This is a genomic window from Micromonospora trifolii, assembly GCF_022229005.1.
GTDB lineage: Bacteria > Actinomycetota > Actinomycetes > Mycobacteriales > Micromonosporaceae > Micromonospora > Micromonospora trifolii.
In genome coordinates, this window is record NZ_JAKKFD010000027.1 from 144,225 (window position 1) to 156,174 (window position 11,950).

At 72.9% G+C, this 11,950-nt stretch carries 6 protein-coding genes; 4 read left to right on the forward strand and 2 right to left on the reverse strand.

The window, feature by feature from the left end; genetic code table 11:
- Window positions 1–44 precede the first annotated feature (44 nt).
- From NIE79_RS18620 to purE, 3 genes are all read left to right on the forward strand, one after another.
- The gene (locus tag NIE79_RS18620; RefSeq protein ID WP_238679771.1) at window positions 45–2,081 is read left to right on the forward strand and encodes a thioredoxin domain-containing protein; all 2,037 of its coding nucleotides are present in this window, start codon (window positions 45–47) and stop codon (window positions 2,079–2,081) included.
- Window positions 2,082–2,202: 121 nt separating this feature from the next.
- Window positions 2,203–3,378, forward strand: coding sequence for a 5-(carboxyamino)imidazole ribonucleotide synthase (locus tag NIE79_RS18625; RefSeq protein ID WP_238679772.1), 1,176 nt, complete (start codon window positions 2,203–2,205; stop codon window positions 3,376–3,378).
- Between the two features lie 32 nt (window positions 3,379–3,410).
- Window positions 3,411–3,902: a 5-(carboxyamino)imidazole ribonucleotide mutase gene (gene purE / locus NIE79_RS18630; RefSeq protein ID WP_238679773.1), complete on the forward strand. Its 492-nt coding sequence runs from the start codon at window positions 3,411–3,413 to the stop codon at window positions 3,900–3,902.
- A gap of 128 nt (window positions 3,903–4,030) precedes the next feature.
- On the opposite strand, the gene NIE79_RS18635 is transcribed toward purE, so the two are convergent.
- Together NIE79_RS18635 and NIE79_RS18640 are read right to left on the reverse strand one after the other, a co-directional pair.
- Window positions 4,031–8,926: an SCO7613 C-terminal domain-containing membrane protein gene (locus NIE79_RS18635; RefSeq protein ID WP_238679774.1), complete on the reverse strand. Its 4,896-nt coding sequence runs from the start codon at window positions 8,924–8,926 to the stop codon at window positions 4,031–4,033.
- Between the two features lie 150 nt (window positions 8,927–9,076).
- The gene (locus tag NIE79_RS18640) at window positions 9,077–10,504 is read right to left on the reverse strand and encodes a UDP-glucose dehydrogenase family protein (protein WP_238679775.1); all 1,428 of its coding nucleotides are present in this window, start codon (window positions 10,502–10,504) and stop codon (window positions 9,077–9,079) included.
- A 250-nt stretch (window positions 10,505–10,754) separates the two neighbouring features.
- Here NIE79_RS18640 and NIE79_RS18645 point away from each other — a divergent pair, with 250 nt between their 5' ends.
- Window positions 10,755–11,921 (forward strand): acyl-CoA dehydrogenase family protein, encoded by a 1,167-nt coding sequence (locus tag NIE79_RS18645; RefSeq protein WP_238679776.1) that lies wholly within the window; start codon window positions 10,755–10,757, stop codon window positions 11,919–11,921.
- Window positions 11,922–11,950 lie beyond the last annotated feature (29 nt).

An 11,950-nucleotide genomic window follows, 5' to 3' on the forward strand; every position in this document is an offset into this window, starting at 1 on the left:
GTGGAGCCCGCGCGGTCCGCGCCGGGGCTGGCTATGGTCGTCAGGTGAACCGACTCGCCGATGCCACCAGTCCGTACCTGCTCCAGCACGCCGACAACCCGGTCGACTGGTGGCAGTGGTCGGACGAGGCGTTCGCCGAGGCGAAGCGGCGGGACGTGCCGGTGCTCATCTCGGTGGGCTACGCGGCCTGTCACTGGTGCCACGTCATGGCGCACGAGTCGTTCGAGAACGCGCAGGTCGGCGCCCTGATGAACGACAACTTCGTGTCGATCAAGGTGGATCGTGAGGAGCGCCCGGACGTGGACGCTGTCTACATGACCGCCACCCAGGCGATGACCGGCCAGGGCGGTTGGCCGATGACAGTCTTCGCGACCCCGGACGGCACCCCGTTCTTCTGCGGCACCTACTTCCCGCGACCCAACTTCGTCCAGCTGCTCCAGTCGGTTTCCACCGCCTGGCGGGAGCAGCGCGAGGCGGTGCTGGGCCAGGGCGCCGCCGTGGTCGAGGCGATCGGCGGCGCGCAGGCAGTGGGCGGCCCCACAGCGCCGCTGGACGCCCCGCTGCTCGACGCGGCGGCCGCCAAGTTGGCCAGCGAGTACGACGCCACGAACGGCGGGTTCGGTGGCGCCCCGAAGTTCCCGCCGCACATGAACCTGCTCTTCCTGCTGCGCCACCACCAGCGCACCGGCGATCCCGGCAGCCTGGAGATCACCCGGCACACCGCCGAGGCGATGGCCCGGGGCGGCATCTACGACCAGCTCGCGGGCGGCTTCGCCCGCTATTCGGTGGACGCGCACTGGACGGTGCCGCACTTCGAGAAGATGCTCTACGACAACGCGCTGCTGCTGCGGGTCTACACCCAGCTGTGGCGACTCACCGGTGACCCGCTGGCCCGCCGGGTGGCCCGGGACACCGCCCGGTTCCTCGCCGACGAACTGCACCGGCCGGGGCAGGGGTTCGCGTCCGCACTGGACGCCGACACCGAGGGCGTCGAGGGGCTCACCTACGCCTGGACGCCCGCCCAACTCGTCGAGGCGTTGGGCGAGGAGGACGGCCAATTCGCCGCCGACCTGTTCACAGTCACCGACCAGGGCACCTTTGAGCACGGCATGAGCGTGCTCAAGCTGGCCCGGGACGTGGACGATGCCGCGCCCGAGGTACGCGCTCGCTGGCAGCAGGTGGTCGGGCGGCTGCTCGCCGCCCGGGACACCCGCCCGCAGCCGGCCCTCGACGACAAGGTGGTGGCCGCCTGGAACGGCCTGGCGATCACCGCCATGGCCGAGTTCCAGCAGGTCGCCGCCGTCTACGCGTCCCCGCAGGACGCGGATGCCAACCTGATGGACGGCGTCACCATCGTCGCCGACGGTGCGATGCGCCAGGCCGCCGAACACCTGGCCACAGTGCACCTGGTGGACGGCCGGCTGCGCCGGGTCTCTCGGGACGGCAAGGTCGGCGAGCCGGCTGGTGTCCTGGAGGACTACGGCTGTGTGGCCGAGGCCTTCTGCGCGTTGCACCAGCTCACCGGGGAGGGCCGCTGGCTCACAGTGGCCGGCGAGCTGCTGGACACCGCCCTGACGCACTTCGCCGCGCCCGGTGGCGCCTTCTACGACACCGCCGACGACGCGGAGCGGCTCGTCGCCCGGCCGGCCGACCCGACCGACAACGCCACCCCGTCCGGCCGGTCGGCGTTGATCGCCGGGCTGGTGGCGTACTCGGCGCTGACCGGGGAGACGCGCTACCGGGAAGCCGCCGAAGCGGCCCTCGGCACTGTCGCGCCGATCGTCGGGAAGCACCCCCGGTTCACCGGGTACGCGGCCATGGTCGGCGAGGCGTTGCTCTCCGGGCCGTACGAGATTGCCGTGGTCACCGACGACCCGGCCGGCGACCCCCTGGTGGCCGCCGCCCGCCGGCACGCCCCGCCCGGGGCCGTGGTCGTCGCCGGGCGCCCGGACCAGCCGGGTGTGCCGCTGCTCGCCGACCGTCCGTTGGTCGAGGGGCGGTCCGCCGCGTACGTCTGCCGGGGTTTCGTCTGCCAGCGGCCGGTCACCTCGGTCGAGGACCTGGTAGCCGAGCTGGGTTGAGCGCACGGCCACGCCCGGTAGTCGCCAGCGCCGCCCGTCGGGTGGTCCCGCCAGCGCTTCCGATCCGGGTCGCCAGCCCTCCCGGTGGGACCGTCGGCGGCCCGGATAGGCTGGCCGCGCTATGGATTCCCGTACCGGTCTGCCAGTTGTCGGCATGGTGGGTGGCGGCCAGTTGGCCCGGATGACCCACCAGGCCGCGATCGCCCTCGGCCAGTCACTGCGTGTGCTCGCGACAGCCCCCGACGACGGCGCGGCACTGGTCGCCGCCGACGTCCAGTACGGCGACCACACCGACCTGGCCGCCCTGCGCACCTTCGCCAAGGGCTGCGACGTCGTCACCTTCGACCACGAGCACGTGCCCTCCGAGCACATCCGCACGCTGGCGGCGGAAGGGGTGGCCCTCTACCCGCCGGCGGACGCTCTGCTGCACGCCCAGGACAAGCAGGTCATGCGGGAACGCCTGACCGAACTGGGTGCGCCCAACCCGACCTGGCGGCCGGTCGGGGAGCCCGCCGACCTCGTCGGCTTCGGCGAGCAGGTCGGCTGGCCGGTGGTGCTCAAGGCGGCCCGGGGTGGGTACGACGGCCGGGGTGTCTGGATGGTCGACGACGCCGCACAGGCCACCGAGTTGGCGACCACGCTGCTCGCCGGCGGCACCCGGCTGATCGTCGAGGAGCGGGTGCCACTGCGGCGGGAGTTGGCCGTCCAGGTGGCCCGTTCGCCGTTCGGTCAGGTGGCCGCGTACCCGGTGGTGGAGACGGTGCAACGCGACGGCATCAACGTGGAGGTGCTGGCCCCGGCGCCCGGCCTGGACGAGGAGCTGGCGATCTCCGCTCAGCAGCTCGCCATCGACCTGGCCACCGCACTCGGTGTGATCGGCCTGCTGGCCGTGGAGCTGTTCGAGGTGCGCGACGACGCCGGCCGGCCCGCGATCGTGGTCAACGAGCTGGCGATGCGTCCGCACAACTCCGGGCACTGGACCATCGAGGGTGCCCGGACCTCGCAGTTCGAGCAGCACCTGCGGGCCGTGCTGGACTACCCGATGGGTGACACCGCGTTGACCGCCCCGGTGGTGGTGTCGGCGAACGTGCTCGGCGGTGAGCCGGGCGGGATGTCGATCGACGAGCGGTTGCACCACCTCTTCGCCGCCGAGCCGGGTGCCAAGGTGCACCTGTACGGCAAGCAGGTGCGACCCGGCCGCAAGATCGGGCACGTCACGGTGCTCGGTGATGACCTGGACGACCTGCGGGCCCGGGCCGCGCGGGCCGTGCGCTGGCTGCGTGAGGGCCACGAGTGAGTGACGCTTTCGGGAACGAGGAGAGGGCCGCAGTGAGCACGGTTGGCTTGATCATGGGCAGTGACTCGGACTGGCCGACCATGCGGGCCGCGGCCGAGGTGTTGGACGACTTCGGCGTGGCGTACGAGGTCCGGGTGATCTCGGCGCACCGGACTCCGGTCGCGATGATCGAGTACGGGCGCGACGCCGCCGACCGGGGCCTCAAGGTGATCATTGCGGGGGCGGGGGGTGCCGCCGCGCTGCCCGGCATGGTGGCCTCGGTGACGCCGCTGCCGGTGATCGGTGTGCCGGTGCCGCTGAAGCACCTCGACGGCATGGACTCGCTGCTGTCCATCGTGCAGATGCCGGCCGGGATCCCGGTCGCCACCGTGTCGATCGGCAACGCCCGCAACGCCGGCCTGCTCGCCGTACGGATCCTCGGTGCCGCCGACGAGGGCCTGCGCGCCAAGATGACGACCTACCAGCAGGACCTGGAAAAGCTGGTGGCAGACAAGGAAGCCGCCCTCCAGGCAACCCTGCACTAACCCCCGCTCCGCGGTCCCCGCCCCACCCGCGATCTTGCACTTTCGGTCGTTGCTTCGCGGTTTTTACCCCCTATGCCGCAACAGAAAGTGCAAGATCGCGCAAGGCAGCGCCGCAGGGACCCTCCGGTCTATCTCATGCCGCGTAGGGCGGTCTGTAGGCGTTCCTGGGCACGGCGGCGGCGCTCGTTGCTCGCGCCGAGCACCAGCAGCAGGATGCCCACCGGGATCAGCGCCAGCCACGGGCCCAGGCTGAACAGGGCGTGGATCGCCGTGATCGCTGTGACCGACGCGCCGACGATCACCGGCGCCTGCTGCTGACTGGACGACCCGAAGATCAGCACCGCGACCGCACCGAGCAACAGCAGCATCTGCCGCACAGTGCTGGACTCGGTGGCCAGCACGATCGCCAGCGTCGGCACGAAGGCCGTGACCAGCGCCGGCCCGTACGCCACCCAACTGCTCATGTCGGGTCGGTGGCGCAGCTCCAGGACGCCGACGAGGAGGGCCAACACGGCGAACGGCAGCGTGTACGCCTCGGGCAACGCCACGTCGGCGACTCGCATCAGGATCCACCACGCGGTGATCTCACAGACCACCACCGCCCAGAACAGGATCCGGCGTTCCACCGGCCGGCGGCCGGGTCGGGTCGCCGCCACCCCGAGGACAGCGCCCCAGGCGGCCAGCAGGGCGGCGATGTGGCGGGGCGAGTCGAAGGCGAGGGCCAACGCGATCAGCGCGGCAGCATACCCGGTCCATTCCACTGTGGAGGCTTCTCGCTGCGCCTCGGGGCGGCGCAGCCGGGGCAGGGTAGCGGCGAGCACCTGGAGGACCGCGCCGACGGCGAGCACGCCGAACGCGGACCAGACCGCCGCCAGCCCGGCGACCAGGCCGGCGGTGAGCACGAAGAGCTGCGCCATGAGTGAGGCGAAGAGCCAGCCGAGGATGCGCGCACGCTGGGTGGTGCCGAACAGCGCCGCCACCGCGCCCACCCCGACCGCGCTGCCGAGGGTGAACAGGGTCATCTGCCGGTCGGCCAGGCTGCCGGCGAGCCCGGCGCTGCCGCCGGCCAGCCCCATGGCGAACACCAGCACCCGGGCCAGCCGCAGCGAGCGGGCCCGCTCGACCAGCGGCGGCGGTGGGGTCAGTGCGAGGCCGAGCATCGCGATGGTGAAGACGGAGAGCGCGGCGACGGTGCTGGCGGGCCAGCCCTGGCCCAGCGCGATGGGTGCGATCAGCAGCGTGACGGCTGCCCCGGGCAGCACCACCGGCACGGCCCGGGACCGTCGTCCGCCGCTGAAGCCGGTGGCGGCCAGCGCGGCGGTCGCGGTGAGCAGCAACGCCGTCAGCACGTGGGTCGGGTTGACCACGTCCGATGGTGGGGTGAGCAGCTCCGGCGGCGGGCCCTGCCAGATCCGGGTCAGTGTGCGGTGCGGCTCGACCAGGGCGGTGACCAGCGCGGGTGCGATCGAGGCGAGTGCCAGGGCGGTCGGAAGCGCCGCCGCGGCCAACGCGCCAGCGGCCGGGTTGACCCGCCACCGCCGTCGCTCCGGGTCGTCGGGCAGCCGCCGGAGGGCGCCGTCGAGTCGTACCGCCCAGCGCCGGACCGGCTGGGCCGCGCTGGTGGGCGGCACGGTGGCCGCGCGGATCAACTCGGCCAGTACGCCGAGCAGGGCGGCGGCGGCGGCGTAGACGCCGGCGGCGAGGCCGGTGGGAATGGCGGCGAGGGCGCTGATGGTGGCCCCGCCGACCACAGCCACGCTGACCCAGGGCAGATATTGCGGCACCTGCCGGCGGACCGCGGCCACGGCGGCCAGGCCGAGGCTGGTCGCGGCCAGCGCGGCGGTCAGCACCACCTGCGCCGAGTGTTCGAACTCGGCGGACAGCGCCGCCACCGCACCGGGGAGGGCCAACAGGGCGGCACCGATCGCCGCGCCGCCGATCTGCGCCAGGTGCGGCGGCATCCCCTCGGTGTCGATGTCGGTCACCTGTGGGCCGGCGAGGACGCGGGCCAGCATGGCCACCACCACGCCGATCAGTGCGATGCTGCCCAGTGCCAGGGCCGTGGTCCACGGGCGGACCAGTCCGGCTCCGGCGGCGTGCAGCGCGACGACCCCGGCCACCGTGGCGCGGGACAGCCCGGCGCGCGCCTCCTCAGTGGCCACCGCGGCCATGCCGAACACCGTGGCGACCATTCCGCCGACCAGGACCGGCGACCACCACGCCAGATCGAATGCGGCAGGTGCGCCGATCGTGGCGAGCACCACCGCCACGCCGGACACGTCCCAGCGCCACGGCGGCGGGAGCAGGATGCCGGCGGCGAGGGCCAGCAGCGCCAGCGCGACCGGCGCCTGCCAGGTGGCACCACCGACGGGGGCGGCCGGCCAGTCGCTCAGGTCGCCCCTCCAGATCGGGCCGGGAGTGGCCAGCACACCGACCCCACCGCGCACCGCCGACCAGCCGGCGAGGACGCCGATCAGGGCACCGCCCACGGTGAGGCCGAGGATCGGACCGCGTCGCCACTCCTCCGGCATGCTGCGGGCGCCAACGGCGACCACCAGGAGCAGGGCGGCGGCCACCGCCAGCTGCCCGCCCGGGGCGAGCACCGCCCCGATCCGTACCAGCGTGGCGATCAGGGCGGTGGTGACCGCCGCGGCGGCCAGGTCCGAGCCGTCGAGGGTGAGGTCGGCTCGACGGCCGGCGTCGATGGAGGGGGCCAGGAAGAGCAGCACGGCCGCGACCAGCAGGAGCGCGCCCACCCAGGCGTCGGCGACTGTCGCGCCGGGCGCCCCGAACGCGGCGGCGGTGACCATCAACGCGCCCAGCCCGGTGCCGACCGACAGCGGCGCGGGGATGTGGCGCTGGGAGACCTGTACGACGGCGGCGTAGCCGAGGGTCACGCAGACCGCCAGGAAGCTGGCCGCCAGGACCGGGACGGTCACCTCGCGGAGGCTCGCCGGAGTGAGGGTCGGCTCGGTCGGCATGGTCGCGGCCACGAACGCCGCCACCGCCCCGGGCAGCGCGAACGCGGCCCCGCCGGCGGCCCAGGCGGTGACCGTGTCGGAGGCGGCCGAGGCGATCCGGATCCGGGGCGCCAGCGCGACCAGCGTGCCGGCCACGAACAGGGTGATCAGGACCGCGGCAGTGAGGGTGGGGCTGGCCAGGCTGGCGCCCGCGCCGAACAGGCCGACCACTGCCGCCCCGATGGCGTGCGCCACTGCGGCCCGGTCGGTGCGGGCGGAGAGCCCGATCACCCCGATGCCGATCGCGGTGATCACCATTGGCCAGGGTGCCGTCGCCCAGCCGAGACCGAACGAGGCCGGGACGGCCAGCGCGGTCAGCGCCGCGCCGGCGACCGCGAACTCCCGGCGGATCTCGGTGGGCAGGGCCAGCACCGCCGCGATGGTGAGCAGGAACGCGGCACCCGCGAGCTGCCAGGTGGTCGGCCCGACGGCAGCGGCCAACTCGCCCGGGTATCGGCTGAGGTCGGGGTTCCAGGCGGGCAGGGCCGCCCGGACCGGTGCCACCCCGGCGCGTAGCGCGCCACCGGCGACAACCAGACCACTGACGGTCAGCGCCACCGCGGAGGCGATCTGTGGACCACGTCGGGCCGCCTCCGGGACCGCCCGCACCGCCAGCCCGGTCACAGTGATGACCGCCGCGATCAGCAGCAGCGCCCGGCCGGGGAGTGCCACCGACGCGATTCGGCTGAGTGAGCCGATCACCGCCAGGGTGACGATGCCGGCCGCGACGTCGGGCAGCGGCGGGCGACGCAGCACCAGCGCGCCGGCCAGCCCGATCATGGCGGCCAGCAGCAGCACCACCCCGGCGCCGGTCGCTGTCGGCACGGTCTCTGCCCGCAGCAGGGCGGTGACCGCGTACGCCAGCGAGACGGCGACCGCCAGGGCGTGCAGCAACCAGGTCAGCTCACGCAGGCCGGGCACCGGGCGGGTCGGCTGGGGGTCGGCGGAGCCGGCGGTGGCGTCGATCAGCTCGGCGGCCTCCTCCGGGTCGCCCTCCGGCCGGCTCTCCGCGTCGCGTTCATGGGACGCGGACGGCGTGCCCGGCGACGGCAGGTCCTGCCGGACGGGGCGCTCGACGGTCACGCCGGAACGGGCCAGGCCGAGGTTGACGAGGGCGACCAGGGCCAGCACCAGCGCCCAGCCGCCCGGGCCGGTGATCTGGTCGTACGCCAGCAGGGGCAGCACCGGCTGCGCGGCGAGCACCGTGGCGAAGCGGGGCGCGCGTAGACCGGTCCAGCCGGCGTACCCGAATGCGACGGCGGCGGTGACCGCGAAGATCACCCCGGCGAAGACCGTGCCGGAGCCGCCGCCGGCGCCGATCCGGTCCACCGCCCAGAGCGCGTTGCCGGCGAGCGGCACCAGCAGCAGGCCGACCGCGGCGATGGTCTCGGCGGTCGAGGTGAGCCCGCGCCGGGCCAGTGCCGGTGGGGCGAGCAGCATCAGCACGGTGGCCAGGAGCAGGATGCCGAGCCGGGCCAGCGCGTCCATCGAGCTGGTGGCCACCGCGGCGAAGACCACAGCGGCCACGCCGAGCAGCAACGCGCCCAGCCCGAGCGGGATGTTCTGCACCTCGCGCGAGGACGCCTCCGGCGGGTGTTCCGGGTCGTCGGCGTCCAGCCAGGCGGCCCGGGGCGGGGGCGGCGGCGGATCCTCCGGGGCGGGCGGAGTGCCCTGGCGGGGCACCCGGGGCGGCGGGCCCATTGTGGCGGTCGGTGGCCGCCGGCCGGGACGGCGGCGCAGCACCCGGCGTGGCCGGGTGGCCTGCTTGATCCGCTCCTCGCCGGCGTGGGCGAGGATGTCCCGCTGGAAGAGGGCGGCCTGCATCTTGGCGGCGATCTGCCGCTGCTCGCGGGCGATGGCGGCGTCGCGCGCCTTCATCTCCGCGATCGAGCGCTCAATGTCGGCCAGGTGCTCGACCCACTGTGGTTGATCTGCCCCACAGTGCGGGCATCGGACGGCCGGCTTGATCTCCCGGCCGCACGAGGAGCATTGAAAGGTCGCCACGACACCCCTCCACCCGCACTGTGGACTCCCACTGTCGCAGCATGCCCAAAGCTGGCGCGGATTTCGACTCTTGTCGGCGGGTCCGGGGCAAACAAAGACACCGGCCGGTCATCGAATGCTCGATGACCGGCCGGTGGGGCGTCGGTTCCGTCAGGGGCGACCCATGCCCCGGTACTCCCAGCCGGCCTGGGTCCACAGTGCCGGGTCGAGGCAGTTGCGGCCGTCGACGACCTTGCGACCCTTGACCAACTCGCCGAGGGCGACCGGGTCGGCGTTGCGGAAGTCGGCCCACTCGGTGAGGACGCAGACCAGGTCGGCGTCGTTGACCGCCTCGTTGATGCTGCTCTCGTAGGTCAACTCGGGAACCGCGCGGCGGGCGTTCTCGGTGCCCTGCGGGTCGTACACGTGCACGTCGGCGCCGGCCTTGTGCAGCAGCGCGGCGACGGCGAGCGCCGGGGCGTCGCGGACGTCGTCGGTGTTGGGCTTGAAGGTGGCGCCGAGCACGGCGATCCGGGTGCCGGAGAAGTCCGGGCCGGCCGGGCCGGAGCGGCGGCCGAGCAGGTCCGCGGCGAGCTGGAGCACCCGGGTACGGCGACGCAGGTTGATCAGGTCGACCTCGTGCAGGAAGCGCAGCGCCTCGCCGGCGCCCAGCTCCTGGGCGCGGGCCTGGAAGGCCCGGATGTCCTTGGGCAGGCAGGCGCCTCCGAAGCCGAGGCCGGCCTGGAGGAACCGGTTGCCGATCCGCGGGTCGTAGCCGATCGCGCGGGCCAGTTGGGTGACGTCGCCGCCAGAGGCCTCGCAGACCTCGGCCATCGCGTTGATGAAGGAGATCTTGGTGGCCAGGAAGGCGTTCGCGGCGACCTTGACCAGCTCGGCGGTGGAGAAGTCGGTGACCACCAGGGGCACCTCGCGGTCCTCCGTGGCGGCCAGGTCGAACACGCCCTTGTGCGCGGCGTAGAGCATGCCGTTGGCCCACTCGCTCTTGACGCCGACCACGATCCGGTTGGGCCGCAGGACGTCGTCGACGGCGAAGCCCTCCTGGAGGAACTCGGGGCTCCACGCCACCTCGACGTCCAGGTCGTTCGGGGTGTGCTTCCCGACGAGCTGCTCGACCCACTCGGCGGTGCCGACCGGCACGGTGGACTTGCCGACGATCAACGCCTTGCGGGTCAGGTGCTGCGCGAGGCTGGTGACCGACGCCTCGACGTACGACAGGTCGGCGCCCATGCCGTCGGCCCGCTGGGGGGTGCCGACGCAGATGAAGTGCACGTCACCGAAGTCGGCGGTCTCGGCGATGTCGGTGCTGAACCGGAGGCGGCCGGCGGCGAGGTTGCGCCGGAGCAGCTCGTCCAGGCCGGGCTCGTGGATCGGCACCTGACCGGCGTTGAGCATCGCGATCTTGTCGGCGTCGACGTCGAACCCGAGGACCTCGTACCCCAGTTCGGCGTAGCAGATGGCGTACGTCGCACCGAGGTAACCCGTCCCTAGGAACGTCACCCGCGGCCGGGGTGCGCCCGAGGGCGGAGTCACCGCGGCGATGGCGGGGGTCGGCTGGATGGTGGGGTAGGGGATCGTCACGCCTGTCTTCTCCGCTCGCGCTGGCGTCGCGTCGTCGCGTCGCATTCTGCTGCGGCGCCTGGGCGGGGCACCGGAGGGTGGCTCACTGTCTCAATCTCCATCATCGCTGAGCGCGTAAGGTGCACCATCTTGCCCATACCTACGCGCCGGTAACATCACCTGAACTGCAGTCGCTAGTCTTCAGTCTGCGCGGTCGGCGGTCAGGAGTCGTCACAGACTGCGCATGATAGTGGTGAAGGGGAGGGCCGAGATGGCCGCAGGGGAGTCGTTCGACGTGTACCGGTTGCCCGAGGAGCACCAGGCGATCCGGGAAGCCGTGCGAGAGGTCTGCGCCGCGAAGGTGGCTCCGCACGCCGCGGAGGCCGACGAGACCGGGGAGTTTCCCAAGGCGTCCTACGACGCGCTGCGAGCTGCCGACTTCCACGCACCGCACATCCCCGAGGAGTACGGCGGCGCGGGCGCGGACGCGCTGGCCACCGCCATCGTCATCGAAGAGGTGGCCCGCGCCTGCGCCTCCTCCTCGCTGATCCCGGCGGTGAACAAACTCGGCACCATGCCGCTGTTGTTGTCCGGTTCCGCCGATCTCAAGAGCCGTTATCTGACTCCGGTCGCCGCCGGTGACGCGATGTTCTCGTACTGCCTCTCCGAACCGGAGGCGGGCAGCGACGCGGCGTCGATGACCACCAGGGCGGTACGTGACGGGGATCACTGGGTGCTCAACGGCGTGAAGCGCTGGATCACGAACGCCGGGGTGTCCGAGTTCTACACCGTCTTCGCCGTCACCGACCCGTCCGCCCGGTCCCGGGGCATCTCGGCCTTCGTGGTCGAGAAGTCCGATGCCGGGGTGAGCTTCGGCGCGCCGGAGAAGAAGCTCGGCATCAAGGGCTCGCCCACCCGCGAGGTCTACCTCGACAACGTGCGAATCCCGGCCGACCGGATGATCGGCGCTGAGGGCACCGGCTTCGCGACCGCTATGAAGACCCTGGACCACACCCGGGTCACCATCGCCGCGCAGGCCGTCGGGATCGCGCAGGGCGCCCTCGACTACGCCAAGGGGTACGTGGCCGAGCGTCGACAGTTCGGCAAGGCGGTCGCCGAGTTCCAGGGGATCCAGTTCATGCTCGCCGACATGGGCATGAAGCTCGAGGCGGCCCGGCAGCTCACGTACGCGGCGGCGGGCAAGTCGGAGCGGGGCGACGCGGATCTGACCTACTTCGGCGCGGCGGCCAAGTGCTTCGCCTCGGACGCCGCCATGGAGATCACCACCGACGCGGTGCAGCTGCTCGGTGGCTACGGCTACACGCGGGACTACCCGGTCGAGCGGATGATGCGGGACGCCAAGATCACCCAGATCTACGAGGGCACCAACCAGGTGCAGCGGATCGTCATGGCGCGGCAGCTGCTGGCAGACATCTAGGACGGGTGTCCGGCGCTCCGGGATCCCGG